Origin of the sequence: Rhodovulum sp. PH10 (genome assembly GCF_000293785.1) — a bacterium.
Classification (GTDB): domain Bacteria; phylum Pseudomonadota; class Alphaproteobacteria; order Rhizobiales; family Xanthobacteraceae; genus Rhodoplanes.
The window spans coordinates 48,035-65,488 of the sequence record NZ_AKZI01000048.1; the positions used below are offsets into that span (position 1 = coordinate 48,035).

General features: G+C 70.3%; 16 protein-coding genes. 9 read left to right on the forward strand and 7 right to left on the reverse strand.

Going from position 1 to position 17,454, the window contains the following annotated elements:
- Genes A33M_RS09385 through A33M_RS09395 form a run of 3 tightly spaced genes read right to left on the reverse strand, consistent with a single transcriptional unit; the run spans window position 1 to window position 4,822 of the window.
- Window positions 1-1,566, reverse strand: coding sequence for a monovalent cation/H+ antiporter subunit D (locus tag A33M_RS09385; RefSeq protein ID WP_008386212.1), 1,566 nt, complete (start codon window positions 1,564-1,566; stop codon window positions 1-3).
- 10 nt (window positions 1,567-1,576) lie between these two features.
- Window positions 1,577-1,951, reverse strand: coding sequence for a Na+/H+ antiporter subunit C (locus A33M_RS09390; RefSeq protein WP_008386214.1), 375 nt, complete (start codon window positions 1,949-1,951; stop codon window positions 1,577-1,579).
- Window positions 1,952-4,822: a monovalent cation/H+ antiporter subunit A gene (locus A33M_RS09395; protein ID WP_008386216.1), complete on the reverse strand. Its 2,871-nt coding sequence runs from the start codon at window positions 4,820-4,822 to the stop codon at window positions 1,952-1,954.
- Window positions 4,823-5,333: 511 nt separating this feature from the next.
- Here A33M_RS09395 and A33M_RS09400 point away from each other — a divergent pair.
- Together A33M_RS09400 and A33M_RS09405 are read left to right on the forward strand one after the other, a co-directional pair.
- Complete coding sequence (locus A33M_RS09400) at window positions 5,334-5,846, forward strand: Dps family protein (RefSeq protein ID WP_008386217.1); 513 nt, start codon at window positions 5,334-5,336, stop codon at window positions 5,844-5,846.
- A 253-nt stretch (window positions 5,847-6,099) separates the two neighbouring features.
- On the forward strand, window positions 6,100-6,924 hold the full coding sequence (locus tag A33M_RS09405; RefSeq protein WP_008386219.1) for an enoyl-CoA hydratase-related protein: 825 nt from the start codon (window positions 6,100-6,102) through the stop codon (window positions 6,922-6,924).
- A 27-nt stretch (window positions 6,925-6,951) separates the two neighbouring features.
- On the opposite strand, the gene A33M_RS09410 is transcribed toward A33M_RS09405, so the two are convergent.
- Complete coding sequence (locus tag A33M_RS09410; RefSeq protein WP_008386220.1) at window positions 6,952-7,194, reverse strand: DUF3072 domain-containing protein; 243 nt, start codon at window positions 7,192-7,194, stop codon at window positions 6,952-6,954.
- Between the two features lie 46 nt (window positions 7,195-7,240).
- Window positions 7,241-7,630, reverse strand: a complete 390-nt coding sequence (locus tag A33M_RS09415; protein ID WP_040619907.1) for a DUF1236 domain-containing protein — start codon at window positions 7,628-7,630, stop codon at window positions 7,241-7,243.
- Between the two features lie 267 nt (window positions 7,631-7,897).
- Between A33M_RS09415 and A33M_RS09420 the strand changes: the two genes are divergently transcribed.
- On the forward strand, window positions 7,898-8,299 hold the full coding sequence (locus A33M_RS09420; RefSeq protein WP_008386224.1) for a hypothetical protein: 402 nt from the start codon (window positions 7,898-7,900) through the stop codon (window positions 8,297-8,299).
- Between the two features lie 98 nt (window positions 8,300-8,397).
- Here the strand turns inward: A33M_RS09420 and A33M_RS22290 are convergent, their stop codons facing one another.
- The gene (locus A33M_RS22290; protein WP_008386226.1) at window positions 8,398-8,835 is read right to left on the reverse strand and encodes a DUF1236 domain-containing protein; all 438 of its coding nucleotides are present in this window, start codon (window positions 8,833-8,835) and stop codon (window positions 8,398-8,400) included.
- A gap of 458 nt (window positions 8,836-9,293) precedes the next feature.
- Here A33M_RS22290 and A33M_RS09430 point away from each other — a divergent pair, with 458 nt between their 5' ends.
- Complete coding sequence (locus A33M_RS09430; RefSeq protein WP_008386231.1) at window positions 9,294-10,979, forward strand: methyl-accepting chemotaxis protein; 1,686 nt, start codon at window positions 9,294-9,296, stop codon at window positions 10,977-10,979.
- On the opposite strand, the gene A33M_RS09435 is transcribed toward A33M_RS09430, so the two are convergent.
- Entirely contained in the window at window positions 10,976-11,788 is an 813-nt protein-coding gene (locus tag A33M_RS09435; RefSeq protein WP_008386233.1) for a creatininase family protein, read from the reverse strand. The two genes, A33M_RS09430 and A33M_RS09435, sit on opposite strands and share 4 nt — an antisense overlap.
- 177 nt (window positions 11,789-11,965) lie before the next feature.
- Between A33M_RS09435 and A33M_RS09440 the strand changes: the two genes are divergently transcribed.
- The 5 genes from A33M_RS09440 (at window position 11,966) to A33M_RS09460 (ending at window position 17,380) form a co-directional block, all read left to right on the forward strand.
- Complete coding sequence (locus A33M_RS09440; RefSeq protein WP_202801839.1) at window positions 11,966-12,985, forward strand: ABC transporter substrate-binding protein; 1,020 nt, start codon at window positions 11,966-11,968, stop codon at window positions 12,983-12,985.
- A gap of 58 nt (window positions 12,986-13,043) precedes the next feature.
- Window positions 13,044-13,817 (forward strand): ABC transporter ATP-binding protein, encoded by a 774-nt coding sequence (locus A33M_RS09445; RefSeq protein WP_008386238.1) that lies wholly within the window; start codon window positions 13,044-13,046, stop codon window positions 13,815-13,817.
- Window positions 13,814-14,680, forward strand: a complete 867-nt coding sequence (locus tag A33M_RS09450) for an ABC transporter permease (protein WP_008386241.1) — start codon at window positions 13,814-13,816, stop codon at window positions 14,678-14,680. Before A33M_RS09445 ends, A33M_RS09450 begins: the two co-directional genes overlap by 4 nt.
- Window positions 14,681-14,868: 188 nt before the next feature.
- The gene (locus A33M_RS09455) at window positions 14,869-15,849 is read left to right on the forward strand and encodes a DMT family transporter (protein ID WP_008386243.1); all 981 of its coding nucleotides are present in this window, start codon (window positions 14,869-14,871) and stop codon (window positions 15,847-15,849) included.
- 79 nt (window positions 15,850-15,928) lie between these two features.
- The gene (locus A33M_RS09460) at window positions 15,929-17,380 is read left to right on the forward strand and encodes an NAD-dependent succinate-semialdehyde dehydrogenase (protein WP_008386245.1); all 1,452 of its coding nucleotides are present in this window, start codon (window positions 15,929-15,931) and stop codon (window positions 17,378-17,380) included.
- Window positions 17,381-17,454 lie beyond the last annotated feature (74 nt).

Consider the following 17,454-nt stretch of genomic DNA (forward strand, 5'->3'; position numbering starts at 1 on the left):
TCACCTCCGCGACAGCGTGACGGATTTTTTCGCCGCCGCCGCCGGCAGCACCGCCTCGACGTAGCGGGCGGTGTCGAGCGCCTGCCGCGCGGTGGTGTCGAGCGCAGCGGTGACCGGCCCGGCAAAGACCGTGAGCAGCGCCGTCCCGGCGACCAGCGTGGCGCAGGCGGCGACCGGCAGCAGCGGACGCTCGCGCACTTTTTCCTCCCGACCGGAGGCGGCATCATCGGCCGCGGCGGCCTCGCTCGGCGCCGTCTTCCAGAACAGCGCGCTGCCGGCGCGGGCGAAGCCGAGAATCACCACGAGGCTGGTGGCGAGGACGATCGTCCAGATCCACGCCATCGCCGGCACGTTTCTGCTGGCATCGAGAATCAGCAGCTTGCCGAGGAAGCCGGAGAGCGGCGGCATGCCGGCGACCGCGATCGCCACCGCAAAGAACAGGCCGGCGGAGAGCATCGAGGGCAGCGTCGGGGTCGGCACCAGGCGGTCCGCCGCCGGCCCGCGCGCGGCGCGCAAGACGTCGACGAGCAGAAAGAGCGCGGCGCCCGCCACCGTGCTGTGGACGAGATAATAGAGGCCGGCGCCGACGCCTTTCGCATCGAACAGGCCGAAGGCGACCAGGAGCAAGCCCATCGACCACACCACCGCGAAGCAGGCGAGGCCGGACAGCGTGCGGCTCGCCAGGACGCCGGCGGCGCCGAGCGCGAGCGTCACCAGCGCGGCCGGCAGCACCCAGGGCGCGGCGACGTCGGCGAGCGGCCCGGCGCTCTCACCGAACACCAGCCCGAACACGCGCAGGATGGCGTAGGCGCCGACCTTGGTCATCAGCATGAACAGCGCGGCGACCGGGCCGGGTGCGGCGGCATAGGCTCGCGGCAGCCACCAGTGCAGCGGCACCAGCGCCGCCTTGAGCGCGAACACGAGAAACAGGAGGAGCGCGCCGGTCTTCAGCAGGGCCTCGTCGCCGGCCGCGACATGGGGCACCTTGGCGGCGAGGTCGGCCATGTTGAGCGTGCCGGTGACCGCATAGATCAGCCCGACCGCGAACAGAAAGAGCGTCGAGCCGATCAGGTTGATCGCGACGTACTGGAAGCCCGCCTTCAGGCGCCGCTCGCCGCCGCCGTGCAGCATCAGCCCATAGGAGGCGATCAGCATCACCTCGAAGAAGACGAACAGGTTGAACACGTCGCCGGTGAGGAAGGCGCCCATCAGCCCCATCAGCTGGAACTGAAACAGCGGATGGAAGTGGCGGCCGCGCGCGTCCCAGCCGCCGCAGGCGGCGAGCGCGATCACGAGGCCGAGCGCCGCGGTGAGCAGCACCATGGTGGCCGACAGGCGGTCGAGCACCAGCACGATGCCGAACGGCGCCGGCCAGTCGCCGAGCAGATAAGGCCGCGGCGCGCCGTCGGCGGCGACGCCGTAGAGCACGATCGCGACGATCAGCAGCAGGACGGTCGCGCCGACCGAGACGATGCGCTGCGCGCCGAGCCGGTGGCGCAGCACCAGCACCAGGAACGCCGCGGTGAGCGCCGGCAGAACGATCGGAAAGACGGGAAGCGCGTTCATCGGCGGCGGCTCACGGAAACACCACGTCGTCGTCGCGCCCGGCCGCGGTGCGGTCCTCCTTCGGCGCGGTGCGGTCGACCCGGTCGTCGCCGCTCTCGAGGAAGCCGCGCAGCGCCAGCACGACGATCAGCGCCGTCATGCCGAACGAGATCACGATCGCGGTGAGCACCAGCGCCTGCGGCAGCGGATCGGTGTAGCCGGCCGCTGCGGGATCGACGATCGGCGGACGATCGACGGTGAGCCGGCCCATCGCGAACAAGAAGAGGTTCACCGCATAGGAGAGGAAGACGGTGCCGACGATCACCGGAAAGCTGTGCCGGCGCAGCACCAGATAGACGCCGACGGCGGTGAGCAGGCCGATGCCGCTCGCGACCAGAAGCTCCATTCAGCTCTCCTTCGCCGCGTCGACTCGCGCGGTCGTCAGCGGTGCGCCGGTCGGCGTGGTCTGGCGCCGGCCGAATTTGATGTCGAGCGGGCCCTCCGGAACCGGGCGGTGCTCGGCGCGCGCCTCCACCCGCGAGATCTGGGCGAGCGACAGGAGCACGGTGCCGACCACCGCGAGAAACACGCCGGCATCGAACGCCATCGCGCTCGCGAGCTCGACGTCGCCGATCAGCGGCAGGTGGAAATGGCCGTGCCAACTGGTGAGGAACGGCCGGCCGAGCAGCACCGCGCCGAGCCCGGTGACCCCGGCGGCGAGCACGCCGGCGCCGAGCAGCGCGTGCGCATCGACCCGGAAGCGGCTGGCGGCCCAGGCATAGCCGCTCGCCATCGCCTGCATGATGATCGCGATCGCCACCACGAGGCCGGCGATGAAGCCGCCGCCCGGCTCGTTGTGGCCGCGCAGGAAGATGTAGGCGCCGACCGCGAGCGCCAGCGGCAGCAGCACGCGGGTGGCGATCACCAGCACCAGCGGATGCGCGTCGGCCGATTCGAGGCCCTGGCGGACGGCATCGAGCCGGCGTGCCGCCGCCCCGCGCAACGCGCTGTCGAGCAGCGCCACCACCGCCAGCGCGGCGATGCACAGCACGATGATCTCGCCGAACGTGTCGAAGCCGCGGAAGTCGACCAGAATCACGTTGACGACATTGGTGCCGCCGCCGCCCGGCTTCGCCTGGGTGACGTGATAATCGGAGATGGTGGTGAAGTCGCGCGTCATCACCGCATAAGCGAGGCCGGCGGCGCCGAGCCCGATCGCCGCGGCGATACCGCCGTCGCGCAGCCGCCGCAGCGGCGCGTGCTCGGGCGGGGTGAGCTTCGGCAGCAGATTGAGCGCGAGCAGCATCAGGATGGTCGTCACCACCTCCACGGAAATCTGCGTCAGCGCGAGGTCGGGTGCCGAGAACTGCAGGAAGGCGAGCGAGACGACGAGGCCGACCACGCTGGTGAGGATCAGCGTCAGCACCCGGTGGCCGTGCAGCACGACGACCGCACCGCAGGCGGCGGCGAGCAGCACCCAGGCGACGACGCCCAGGAACTCGACCGGCAGCAGGTCGCGCGTGCCGGGCGCGTAAGTCGCGGTGAAGAAGGCGGTCGCCCCGACCACGACGATGGTGGCGGAGATCGCGGCGAGCCAGCGCGGCAGCGAATCCGCGTGCATCGGGCCGATGCCGCGTCGGCAGGCGGCGACCGCGCCGGCGACCACCGCATCGAACATCGCCTTCGCCTCCGGCCGGAACGTTTTTTCGCGCACGCGCTCGAGCGGGCCGAACACCGCGAGCAGCAACAGGCCGCCGACCAGCGCCGCCGCGCTCATCACCAGCGCCGGCGTCACGCCGTGCCAGATCGACAGATGCACCTCGGGAATCGGCACCGGCCCGGCGGACGCCTGCCCGGCGAGCGCGACGATGCCGCCGGCGAGCAGCTGCGGGGCGACGCCGATCGCCAGCACCAGAAAGGCGAGCACCGCCACCGGCAGCCACATGCCGGCCGGGGGATCGTGCGGCCGATGCGGATAGTCGTCGCGCACCGGCCCGAGATAGACGCCGAGCGCGAAGCGCACCGAATAGGCGACCGACAGCAGCGCCCCGAGCGTCGCCAGCGAAGGCACCAGCGCGGTGTGGGCCGCCGCCTCCAGCATCATCTCCTTGGAGAGGAAGCCGTTGAACAGCGGGATGCCGGCCATCGAGGCGGACGCGATCAGCGCCAGCGTCGCGCTCACCGGCATCAGCCGGCGCAGGCCGCCCAGTTTGCGGATGTCACGCGTGCCGGCCTCGTGGTCGACGATGCCGGCGCTCATGAACAGGGCGGCCTTGAAGGTCGCGTGATTGATCACGTGGAAGACGCAGGCCGTCACGGCATAGGGTGTGCCGAAGCCGAGCAGCATGGTCATCAGGCCGAGATGGCTGACGGTCGAGTAGGCGAGGATCGCCTTGAGGTCGGTCTTGAACAGCGCGATCCAGGCGGCGATCAGCATCGTGATCAGGCCGGTCCCCGTCACCACCAAGAACCACGTCTCGGTGCCGGACAACACCGGCCAGAGCCGTGCGAGCAGGAAGACGCCGGCCTTCACCATGGTCGCCGAGTGCAGATAGGCCGACACCGGGGTCGGTGCCGCCATCGCGTGCGGCAGCCAGAAATGGAACGGGAACTGCGCCGACTTGGTGAAGGCGGCCCCGAGCACCAGCAGGAGGATCGGCAGATAGAGCGGCGAGCCGCGCACCACCTCGCCGCGCGCGAGAATGGTGGTCAGCTCGTAGCTGCCCGCCGCCTGGCCGAGCAGCAGCATGCCGCCGATCAGCAGAAGCCCGCCGCCGCCGGTGACGACCAGCGCCATGCGCGCGCCCTGCCGCCCTTCGGGCGTGTGCGACCACCAGCCGATCAGGAGGAACGAGGAGAGGCTGGTCAGCTCCCAGAACACCACGAGCAGCAGAATGTTGTCGCTCGTGACGATGCCGAGCATCGCGCCCTGGAACAGCAGCAGATAGGCGAAGAAGCGCCCGACCTTCTCGTCCCGCCCGAGATAGAATCGCGCATAGAGCGTGATCAGCAGGCCGATGCCGAGAATGAGCCCGGCGAACAGGAGCCCGAGCCCGTCGAGGAAGAAGGAGAAGGAGAGGCCGAGCGCCGGCACCCACTCCACGCTCGTGCGCACCGGCTCGCCGGAGAAGACGGCCGGCACCTGCGCGAGCAGGACGGCGAGCGAGACGAGGCTCACCACCGCGGTGACGGCGGTGCAACGGTCCCGTCCGGAGCGGATCACGATCGGAGGGAGCATCGCGCCCAACAGCGGAACGAGCGCGATCAGCGCGATCATCGACCCTCCTGAAACCCTTGCTGCGGCCTCGCTCGGCCGACGTTACCCGCGCCTTCTCGTGACGGAGACCCGTGTCATGTCGGATACCCGATCGGGAAACGGAAGGCGGCAAATCCGCGCGCCCTTTCAGTATACTACCAGCGATGGAGGAGCCGGCGGTTCACCGGTGTGGCGGTTCGGCCGACCGCCGACATCCTCGCCCGTTTGCTCGCCCGTTTGGAACAATCCTCGTCCAATGGCATTATGCCACCATCGACGACCGCCCCGCACGGGCCGCCGGGAACGAAGCGTCCGCGCCGGGAGTTTTGCAAAAGCCCGCCGACGCGCCCGCCCGACGATCCGCTTCGCCAGACCGTGCTCGCCGCCGAAGGCCGTCTTCGACGCAGGGCCGCCATGCGCGGAGCGGGAGGACTCGCCGTGGCCAGCGGGCCGGCGGCAGCCGCTTTTGCTCTCGCTCGCGACGTCTCGCCCGTCGGGACGCCGCGACCGTTCTTTCGTGATGGAGACAGAGTTGACCACCAAGACCGAAACCAAGCCCGAACCGAAGCTCGCCACCCCGACGGACCTGCCGAGCAACGCGCTCTCGAGCGTCGCCGATGCGCTCAACGTGGCGCTCGCCGACAGCTTCGCCGTGTATCTGAAGACCAAGAATTTTCACTGGCACGTATCGGGCCCGCACTTCCGCGACTACCACCTGATGCTCGACGACCAGGCGAGCCAGATCCTCGGCACCACCGACGCGATCGCCGAGCGGGTGCGCAAGATCGGCCAGACCACGCTGCGCTCGATCGGCGACATCGGCCGGCGCCAGCGCGTCAAGGACAACGACGCGCCGTTCGTCGCGCCGCTCGACATGCTGAAGGAGCTGGAACAGGACAATCGCAAGCTGGTCGAGGATTTCCGCGAGGTGAAGGAGCTCGCCGAGGAGGCGAAGGACAACGCCACCAGCGGCATCGTCGACGAGTGGACCGATCTCGCCGAGGAGCGCGCCTGGTTCCTGTTCGAGGCGACCCGCAAGGCGTGACGTTTTTCGCGCCCGCCGCGCCGCCCGCCGACGCTGCGATATCCACCGACCGAGCCCGCCACCGGCCCCGCCGGCGGCGGGCTTTTTTTCCTTTCAGCGCCACCGCACCATGCCGGTCCCGTTTACGTCAATATATTTACTTTTCGGATCCCGCACGGCATCGTTCACCGCGTGCCGTGCGCGGCGGGTGGCGCGGGCAAGCAAACAAACACACGCCGACCGATCGGCGCCGGCACGAGGGGGAGGCACCCACATGAACGAGGCGAGCGAGCGCGCGACGAAGGACGGGCGAGCACACGGCGGAGGCTACGAGACCATCGTCGTCACCACCGATAGCGCGGTCGGGATCGTCACGCTGAACCGGCCGGAGGCCTTGAACGCGCTCAACCAGGCGATGACCCGCGAGATCGCCGCGGCGATCGACGCCTTCGAGGCGGACGAGGCGATCGCCGTCATCGTCGTCACCGGCTCGGAGCGCGCGTTCGCCGCCGGCGCCGACATCAAGGAGATTCGCGAAAAGACCTTTACGGAAGTCTTTGCGGAGAACTTCATCACCGCGACCTGGGAGCACATCGCCGCCGCGCGCAAGCCGACGATCGCCGCGGTGTCGGGCCACGCGGTCGGCGGCGGCTGCGAGCTCGCATTGATGTGCGACATCGTGGTGGCGTCCGAGACCGCGCGCTTCTCGCTGCCCGAGACCAGGATCGGTGCGATTCCCGGCGCGGGCGGCACCCAGCGGCTCACCCGCGTGGTCGGCAAGGCCCTCGCGATGGACATGATCCTGACCGGCCGCGTGCTCGACGCCGAGGAGGCGCGGGCGGCGGGCCTCGTCAGCCGGGTGGTGCCGGCCGGCACCCATCTCGAGGCCGCGGTCGCGATCGGCCAAAACATTGCCGCCGCCTCGCGGCCGATCGTGATGCTCGCCAAGGAAGCGGTGAACCAGGCCTACGAGACGCACCTGAAGGAAGGCGTCTATGTCGAGCGCCGGCTGCTCTACGCAACCTTCGCGACCGAGGACCGGCGCGAGGGCATGACGGCGTTCGTCGAGAAGCGCAAGCCCGTCTTCAAGAATCGCTGACGGCCGCGGGGATCCGCGGGCCGGCGGTCAGCGGCCGGTGTCGCCGAGCCCGAGCCGCGACTTCAGCGCGTCGATCCGCTGCGAGGCCTCGGCCTTGGTGAGATCGGCGGAAAACGCGTCCGGGTCGTGCGCCTGCTCGGACAGGGTCTTCAGATAGGACGACTGCGCGCCGGTCATCGGCTCGTCGCCGGACACCCAGTCGGCCGGATCCTTGGTGGTGTTGCCCGGCGGATCGGGATCGCGCTTGGGGTCGTGGTGGTCGTCGGACATCGTCCGTGCTCCTCGCTGCTCGTCGGCCGGTGGCGCTCTCGGTCGGTCACGGCCCCGCCTCGGTGATCACCGCGGCGACCGTGCGGGTCTTGGGGTCGACCAGCACGACCTGCTTCTCGATCAGCGCCACGGAAAAATTCTCGGCGTGCGGCATCAGTGTCGCGAGCGTGTCCGGCATCGGCGCGAGGTCGATGCCGATCGGCACGGTGGCGCCGACCGCCGGGCGGAAGCCGATCGGCGCGGCGTGGTTCTTCTCCACCGAGCTGACGCTCTGATAGATCGTGTGCCGCTGCGCGTCGGTGAGATCGACCTTCGGCGCGGAGGCCGGATCGAGCGAGGGGGTGGGCGTGGTCGGCTCGGTCTGCGCGAGCGCGCCCGACCAGGTCGCAACCGCCAGCGCGGCGGCGATCAGCATCGTCCTCGAGCGGCCCGTCATTCTCTCCTCCCGCTGCGTCTCGGCAAAAATTTCGTCGTTTTCTCAACGTCGGCGCGGCGAGCGAAGTTCCCTGCGCGGAACGCCCGCACGGCGGCGAAGGCGCATCGCCTCAACCGGCCGTTAACACTGCCGGGCTAGTGATCCCGCTCCGACATCCGCATCCCGCCACCGGCCCGGGCCGCTTCTCGTCGCCTGCGGGATCGCGTAGCCTCGGCCGCGTGGACCAGGAACGGGTGGGCCAGGAAAGCGTGGGCCAGGGAACCGATCATGCTCGTCGCACCGCTGCTCGCCGTCTCGCTGGTCGCGTCGATCGCGACCGGGCCGGTCACCGGGCTCGGCCAGGGGCCGCACTGGGGGCCGCACTGGGGCTCGGACTTCGACCGCCCGGCGGTGGGGGCGGTGCAGCCGCTGGTGCGGGCGGTGACGGACTGCATCGTCAAGACGATCGCCGCCGATCCGCGGGCCCGGCAGGGGCAGGCGGACACCATGCTCGGTGAGCTGATCGTCGATTCGATGCCGGCCTGCGCCGCGCGAGTGCGGGCGATGATCGACGCCTACGACGCCTCCTATGGCGACGGCACCGGCGAGGCGTTCTTCATGGGGCCGTATCTCGACGGGCTGCCGACCGCGGCGGCCAAGATGCTGCGCACGCCGCCCTCTGCCCGCTGACCTACCGCCCGTGAACTTGCCACGCGCCGACCGGCCGGCGCCCGCGCGCCGCCCGGCCCGACCAAACCCGTTTTGGCCGAGCCCTGTATCGTCGAGACCTATTTCGCCAAGACCTCAACCACCCGCATGTTGGTCGGGTCGACCAGCACCACGCGCTCCTCGACCACCGTGTACTTGTAGGGCTTGGCCTCCGGGATGGTGGAGAGCGCGAGATCCGGCAGCATGTAGAGCTCGATCGAGGCGGGCAGCTCCGCCCCCACGCGGGCGTCGACACCGGGCGGCACCTTGACCGGGCGGTCGGCCTCCTTCACCGCGCGCACGATCGCCACCTTCTGCTCGGCGGTGAGCGGCGCCGGCTCGGTCGTCACCGGCCGGAGGCCGCCGGTGGTCGGCATCGCCGGCAGCGGCGGCGGCTCGGTCGGCACCGCGGTGGGGGCCACCGGCACCGCGCCGGCATCGGTCGGTGCGCTCTGCGCCCCGGCTGCCGCCGTCAGCGCGACCGTCACCGCGCCGGCGAGCAAGAGGGCTCGTGTCATCGTCGTCTCCTCGGGGTCCCGCTGGATCATGGCGGACAAGCGCGGACCCGCCGATTGGTTCCGCGGCACCGGTCCGCCGCCGGGTCCGCCGCCGGGTGCGGGCGCCATGCGGATACCGCAGACGAGCCATGCGGAAACGCCGGCCGTCCGCACGCGCGCCGGCGCCAGCCGGCCGGGCGGCGGCCGAGGCCCGGCAAACCTCCGCCGAGACACCGAGAGATCCAGCGGTTTCGGCCGTGGGATCGTGAACGGCGGCCGACCCGACCGCGCGAAATCTCGTAAATCCCGCTTAAATCTTTTCGGTATTAGGGTGCGCTGCAGAAACTCGCCGTTCGTGTGGCCGCGCTAAGTCGCACGAGCGTCACGCGCCGGACCGCCGCAAGGGGGCCGGCCACGAACCGCGACGGCGCGCTTCGACGTCTTCCGCCCTCTCTCGCTCCGTCCGACACGAGGCCGACATGAAGATTTCCGACGTCAAGATTCTGTACAAGGTGCTCGCCTGCATCGGCCTGCTCACGATCGTGTCGGCCGCTGCGCTGTGGTACTTCGCGTCGCAACTCTCGGCGATCGATGCTCGCTACTCCGACCTGGTCGACCGCTCGGCCGGCGGCATCCGGGCCACCCTCGCCTCCAATCTGAGGATGACCAATTTCGGCCGCCTGATGTGGCGCACCGTCGGCGAGACCGACTTCGAGGAGGTCGAGAGCCTGTCGAAGCAGACCGCCGAGACGATCACCGAATTCCAGGGCCGGATCGCCGACGCCAAGCGCCTGATGCCGGAATACGGCGCGAGGCTCGACGCGGTGAGCGAGAAGTTCCTGGTCGTCGCCGCCTCCTATGCCGAGATCGAGAAGGCGGTGACGGCGTTCGACCGTCCGTCGGCCGACCGCATCGCCCGCGGGCTCGCCAAGCAGCTCGACACGCTGCGCGCGGAGATGCGCGACATCAGCGACACCGCCGAGACGGCGATGCAGGCGGACTCGGCGCAGACCTCGGCGCATGCCTCCGCCGCGGTGCGCACGGTGATCGCCGTGTCCGGCGTCGCGCTCGCGCTCGCGGTGGCATTCGCGGTGCTGTTGGTGCAGGCGGGCGTGGTGCGGCCGCTGCGCGGGCTGGTGCGCTCGCTCGGCAAGATCGCCGAGGGCGACTTCTCGGTGGCGATCGCCGGCGCCGCGCGGCGCGACGAGGTCGGCGAGATCGCCCGCGCGGTCGAGGACATCAAGACGAAGTCGGCCGAGAAGGCGACGCACGAGGCCCGGCAGCACGAGGCGGAGGCCGCGGAAGCGGCCAACGAGCGCCGCTCGGCCATGCTGATGCTGGCCGACGGCTTCGAGGAGAAGGTCGGCGCCATCGTCGAGGCGGTGTCGTCGGCGGCGGCCGAGCTCGAGGCGGCGGCCAGCACGCTGTCGCACACCGCCGACACCACCCAGCAGCTGTCCGGCACGGTGGCGTCGGCCGCCGAGCAGGCGTCCGCCAACTTCCAGAGCGTCGCCTCCGCGTCCGACCAGATGAGCGCCTCGGTCGCCGAGATCTCGCGGCAGGTGAACGAGTCGGCCCGGATCGCCGGCGAGGCCGTCAAGCAGGCCGAGAAGACCGACGGGCGCGTCACCGAGCTGTCGCATGCGGCCAACCGGATCGGCGACGTGGTGCAGCTGATCACCTCCATCGCCGAGCAGACCAACTTGTTGGCGCTCAATGCGACCATCGAGGCGGCTCGCGCCGGCGAGGCCGGCAAGGGATTCGCCGTGGTGGCGCAGGAGGTGAAGCAGCTCGCCACCCAGACCGCCAAGGCGACCGGCGAGATCGCCAGCCAGATCTCCGGCATGCAGGCAGCGACCCAGGATTCGGTCGCGGCGATCAAGGAGATCGGCGGCACCATCGGCCGCATCGCGGAGATCTCGTCGTCGATCGCCGCGGCGATCGAGGAGCAGGGCGCCGCCACCTCCGAGATCGCCCGCAACGTCCAGCAGGCCTCGCAGGGCGCGAGCGCGGTGGCGACCAACATCACCGAGGTGAACCGCGGCGCCGGCGAGACCGGCTCCGCCTCCGCCCAGGTGCTCGCCTCGGCGCAATCGCTGTCGAGCGAGAGCGATCACCTGAAGCTCGAGGTCGCCGCCTTCCTGCAGACGGTGCGCGCGGCCTAACGCGCACCGAGCGGGCCGTCGGCGAGGCGGGCGAGGTCGAACCGGTCGACCTCGCGCAACAGGTCGACGAAGGCGTGGGCGGCGTGATCGAGTGCCGCCTCGCCTTTTTGTGCGGTCGCCGGCCGGGCATCGCCGACCGCGCCGGTGGAATTGAGGTCCTGCGTCATCCAGCCGAACGGCGCCGGAGCGTACGGGTGCAGCCAGCGGAACTCCCGCTCCATCGCGACGCTCACTGGCACTGCATTGTCGATCGTCTCGGTTCGCACGAGATCGGGCCGGTGCGACAGCACCAGCGAGGTCTCGATGTCGCCGGCATGGATGCCGTGGTGCTTCTCGTCGGGGTCGAACAGCCCGTCCGGATAGCCGAAGCGGTGCCAAGTGGTGGTGACCGCCAGCATGCCGAGCCGCACCCTGAGATCGCGCGCGACGAGCTCGATCGCCTCGACATTGCCGCCGTGGCTGGTGACGATCACCAGCTTGCGCACGCCCGCCCGGTGGACGCAGTCGCCGATTTCTGTCCAGGCGCGGATCGCGGTCTCGGCCGACAGCGTGAGCGTGCCCGGAAAGCCGAGATGCTCGGTCGAATGGCCGATCGCCTGCACCGGCAGCAGCGTCGCCGGCAAATCGTCGGGGATCAGGCGGGCGACGCGGGACAGATGCGCCTCGGCGATCAGCGTGTCGGTGCCGAGCGGCAGATGCGGCCCGTGCTGCTCGACCGCCGCGACCGGCAGCACCGCGATCCAGTGCTCGCGTCCCGGCGCGGAGAAATCCTGCCAGGTCATCTCGGCCCAGTGTCGTTTCGGCGGCATTTGTCGTACTCGTGGACTGCTTTTCTTCGGGCGTGCCGCCGATGGCGGGCCGGCGCGGTGACCTCACCAGAGGACGAATCGATGCCCTTCGCAAGACCTGTCCCGAGAACGAGACCTGCTCGGGGACTCCTCTCGAGAGCTGCCCCGCGCCTCGCCGCGCAAAAGCTCGCCCGGACCGTGCTGCCCGCCCTCCTCCTCGCGCTCTTCGGATTGTTCGGCTTCGCCGGCGCGCTCGCGGCGCAAACGATCGACACCGGCAAGCCCGACAAGGTGACGTTCGGCACCAACTGGGTGGCCGAGCCCGAGCACGGCGGCTTCTACCAGGCGCTCGCCGACGGCACCTACCGCAAATACGGCCTCGACGTCACCATCGTGCCGGGCGGCCCGAACAGCAACAACCGCCTGCTGCTCGCGGTCGGCAAGCTCGATTTCGCGATGGCGGCGAACTCGCTGCAGGCGTTCGACGCGGTCGCCCAGGATATCCCGACGCTGGTGGTCGCGGCGATCTTCCAGAAAGACCCGCAGGTGCTGATCGCCCATCCGAGCTCCGGGGTCGCACGCTTCGAGGATTTGAAGCGGCTCACGCTGTTCGTCTCCAAGGAGGGGATGGCGACCTATTACAAGTGGCTGGTCGCCGAGTACGGCTTTCGCGAGGACCGGGTACGGCCCTACACCTTCAATCCGCAGCCCTTCATCGCCGACAAGATGAGCGCCATGCAGGGCTACGTCACCTCCGAGCCGTTCGTGATCTCGCAAGTGACGCGCAACCGGCCGCTGGTCTTCCTGCTCGCCGACCACGGCTTCTCCGCCTACTCGACGCTGATCGAGACCCGCCGCGACACGGCGGAGAACAGCCCCGGCCTGGTGCAGCGCTTCGTCGATGCCTCGATCATCGGCTGGTACAACTATCTCTACGGCGACCCGACGCCCGGCAACACGCTGATCAAGCGCGAGAACCCGGAGATGACCGACGCGCTCATCGCCTATGCGATCGCCCGCATGAAGGACCAGGGCATCGTCGATTCGGGCGACGCGAAAACGCTCGGCATCGGCGCGATGAGCGACCGGCGGATGACCCGCTTCTTCGCCGACATGGTGCGCGCCGGGGTGATCGCCTCGAGCGTCGACTTCCGCCGCGCCTACACGCTGCGCTTCGTCGGCAAGCGGGTCGGCATCGACCTCGCCCCGAAGAACTGAGCGTGCGCATGCCGCGAGACGCCCGGCCCGGCGAGCCCACCGCGGTTTCGGCACGCGCATGACGACACCTCTGCTCACCCTGACCGGCGTCGGCAAGACCTTCGCCTCCGGCACACGGGCGCTGGAAGGTCTCGACCTCGCGGTGCGGCCTGGCGAGTTCGTGGCGCTGCTCGGGCCGTCGGGCTGTGGGAAATCGACCGCGTTGCGGGTGATCGCCGGGCTGGCGTCGCCGTCCGAAGGCACGCTCGCCTGGGACGGGTGCGCGGGCGGCGAGAAGCCGGCGCCGGGCCGGCTCGGCGTCGTCTTCCAGGACCCGACGCTGATGCCGTGGGCGAGCGTGTCGCAGAACGTGCGGCTGCCGCTCGCGCTCACGCACCGCACCGCGGGCGCCGATGAACGGGTCGCCGCCGCCCTCGCCCGGGTCGGCCTGAAAAGCTTCGCCGATGCCTATCCGCGCGAGCTGTCGGGCGGCATGCGGATGCGGGTGGCGATCGCCCGCGCGCTGGTGACCGAGCCGGCGCTCCTCCTGATGGACGAGCCGTTCGCCGCACTCGACGAGATCACCCGCTTCAAGCTCGACAACGCGCTGCTCGACATCTGGGCGACGCTCGGCACCACCGTCGTGTTCGTCACCCATTCGGTGTTCGAGGCGGTCTATCTCGCGAGCCGCATCGTGGTGATGACGCCGCATCCCGGCCGGGTCGCCGCCGACATCGCGAACGACGCGCCTCATCCCCGCGACGAGCGCTTCCGCACCTCGGCCGAATTCGCCGCCCGCTGCCGCACGGTGGCCGCCGCGCTCGCCGACGCCATGGGGGAGCCGCCGCCATGAGCCCCACCGTGAGCCGCACCGTACGCCGCCCCGAGCCGCCGTCCGCGCGCGCCGCAAACGGCCTGCGCGACCGCCCAAAACTCGGCGAGATCGCGCCGCGCGTGCTGCTGCCGCTCACGGCGCTCGGTCTCGGTCTCGCCGCCTGGGAGGCGGTGGTGAAGGTGTTCGCGCTGCCGCCCTACGAATTGCCGGCGCCGTCGCTGGTCGTCGAGACGCTGATCGCCGACCGCGCGCTGCTGCTCGGCTCGCTCCTCGTCACGCTGGAGACCGCCGCGCTCGGCCTCGCGCTCGCCTTCGTCGGCGGCACGGCTCTGGCGATCCTGTTCGCCCGCTCGCGGCTTCTGGAAGCCACGCTCTACCCCTATGCGGTGATCCTCCAGGTCACGCCGGTGGTGGCGGTGGCGCCGCTCCTGCTCCTCTATCTGCCGCAGCCGCTCGCGGTGCTCGCCTGCGCCTGGATCGTCGCCTTCTTCCCCGTGCTCGCCAACACGACGCTCGGGCTGCGCTCGGTCGATCACGGGCTCGTCGACCTGTTCGACCTCTACGGCGCCTCGCGCCGCGCGCGGCTGTTTCGGCTCGAGCTGCCGGCGGCGCTGCCGGCGATGCTGGCGGGCCTGAAGATCGCCGGCGGGCTGTCGCTGATCGGCGCGGTGGTGGCGGAGATCGCCGCCGGCTCGGCGGGCGCCGGCTCCGGCCTCGCCTACCGGATCGCGGAATCGGGCTATCGGCTGAACGTGCCGCGGATGGTGGCGGCGCTCCTGCTCCTGTCGCTCGCCGGCGTCGTCATCCAGGCGGGGCTGTCGCTGGTCGCGTGGCTGACGCTGCGCCGCTGGCACGAGAGCGCTATTGCGCGCGAGCGATGACGGGTCGCCTGCGCCCGCAAAAAGAGCGAATCATGGGACCCATGCGGGACACGAGCGGTGAACGCACCGCCGGAGCCCCATATGATCGCGATTCGTGCCACCAGGGACGCGCGCCGCGCCCCGATCGAGAGACGATGACGACACCCCCGCGAGACGGCGCCCCGGCCGGCGCCCCGATTCCTCCGGCCATGGGCCAGCCTGCGCTCGTCGAGCCGCCGCTCGACGGCGAGGCGACCACCACCATGCCGCGGCCGGCCGCGGCCTCCGACGCGGCGAAAGCGCAAAAGATGCGGCTCGTCGGCATCGGCCTGATGCTGTGCACGGTCGCCTGCTTCGCCTGCATCGATGCGAGCGCGAAGTATCTCGGCCGGCATCTCGACGTGATCGAGGTGGTGTGGACCCGCTATGCGAGCGCGCTGGTGCTGGCGCTCCTGGTGTTCAACCCGATCAACCGGCCGTCTCTCTTGCGGACCACCCGTCCGGGCTTGCAGATCGGCCGCTCGGCGCTGCTGCTCTCCACCACGGTGCTGAACTTCCTGGCGCTGAAATATCTGCAGCTCGACCAGGCGCTCGCCATCTCCTTTTCCATGCCGCTGATGGTGGCGGCGCTGGCCGGGCCGATGCTCGGCGAATGGATCGGCCCGAGGCGCTGGGCGGCGATCGTGGTCGGGCTCCTCGGCGTGATCCTGGTGCTGCAGCCGGGCTTCGGCTCGGTGCATCCGGCCGCGCTCCTGTCGATCCTGTCGGCGGCGTGCGGGGCCTTCTATGCGATCGCGACGCGGGTGCTGTCGCGCTTCGACCCGGACGAGACGACGCTGTTCTACTCGAACCTGCTCGGCGTCGTGATGACGACCCCGCTGGTGCCGTTCGTGTGGACGACGCCCGACAGTCCGCTGCTCGTCGTCTTGATGATCGCGATCGGCGGCTTCGGCAGCCTCGGCCATTTCCTGATGATCGTCGCCCACCGGCACACGCCGGCCTCGATCCTGTCGCCGTTCTCCTACAGCCAGCTCTTGTGGGCGAGCCTGTTCGGCTTCTTCGTGTTCGGCGACGTGCCGAACGAATGGACGCTGATCGGCGCCGCGGTGGTGATCGCGTCGGGCCTCTATCTCCTGCATCGCGAGCGGGTTCGTGCGCGCGATGCCCGGCTCGGGAGGGCCGAGCCGTGAGCAACCGTTCGGAACGCCGACGCGGACCCGCCGCGTTGGTCCTGCGAGAGTCCTACGACAGCCAGCACGAGGTGACACCATGTACGACAACCTGATCGCCGGGGTGCCGACCGGCCTGTGGATCGGCGGCAAATGGTGCGACGCCTCCGACGGCGCGCGCTTCGAGGTGCTCGATCCGGCGACCGAAGGTGTCGTCGCCACGGTCGCGAGCGGCACGGTGGAGGACGCCAGGCGCGCGGTCGACGCCGCGGCCGACGCCGCCGCCGGCTGGGCCGCAAAAAACCCGCGCGAGCGCAGCGAGATTCTGAGAAAGGCGTTCGAGCTGGTGAGCGCCGACGCCGACCGGCTCGCCCGGCTGATCACCATCGAGAACGGCAAGCCGCTCGCCGATTCGCGTGCCGAGATGACCTATGCCGCGGAGTTCTTCCGCTGGTTCGCCGAGGAGGGCGTGCGCAATATCGGCCAGTTCTATCGGGCACCGGCCTCGGGCGCGCGCGTCGTCGTGCAGCACAAGCCGGCCGGCATCGCCGTCTTGGTGACGCCGTGGAATTTTCCCGCCGCCATGGCGACCCGCAAGATCGGCCCGGCGCTCGCCGCCGGCTGCACGGTCGTGCTCAAGCCCGCATCCGAGACGCCGCTCACCATGCTGGCGCTGATGCCGATCCTGGAGGCGGCCGGTGTGCCGGCGGGCGTCGTCAACGTGGTGCCGTCGCGCCGCTCCGGGCCGGTGGTGAGCGAGATGCTGCACGATCCGCGGGTGCGGGTGGTGTCGTTCACCGGCTCCACCGAGGTCGGCCGCAAGCTGTTGCAGGAGGCGGCCGACACGGTGATCAAGCCGGCGATGGAGCTCGGCGGCAACGCGCCGTTTTTGGTGTTCGAGGACGCCGACATCGACGCCGCGGTCGAGGGCGCGATGATCGCAAAAATGCGCAACATGGGAGAGGCGTGCACCGCGGCGAACCGGTTCTACGTCCACGAGACGGTGCACGACGCGTTCGTCGAGAAGCTCACCGCGAAGATGAAGGCGCTGGTGGTCGGCAACGGCCTCGAGGACGGCGTCGCGCTCGGGCCGCTGGTCAATGCCGACACCCGCGACAAGGTGAAGAGCCTGGTCGACGACGCCGTGGCGAAGGGCGCAAAAGTGCTCGCCGGCGGCGCGGTGCCGGCCGGCAAGGGCTTCTTCTTCGAGGCGACGGTGCTCGACCGGGTGCCGGAAGACGCCCGCCTCGTCCGCGAGGAGATTTTTGGGCCGGTGGCCGCGATCCAAACGTTCTCCGACGAGGAGGAGGCGGTGCGCAAGGCCAACGACACCGAGTACGGCCTGGTCGCCTATCTCTACACCGGCGATCTTTCGCGCGGCATGAGGCTGTCGGAAAAGCTCGAATTCGGGATGGTCGGGCTCAATCGCGGCCTGGTCTCCGACCCGGCGGCCCCGTTCGGCGGCGTCAAGCAGTCGGGCCTCGGCCGCGAGGGCGGCCACGAAGGCTTGATGGAGTTCTTGGAGACGCAATACGTCTCGGTCGCCTGGTGAGGCGGCCAGGGTGAGGCGACCCGGATCTCAGAGCCCGTTTGGAAACTCGGACGCGGGCTGCGTTGCGGCGCGAA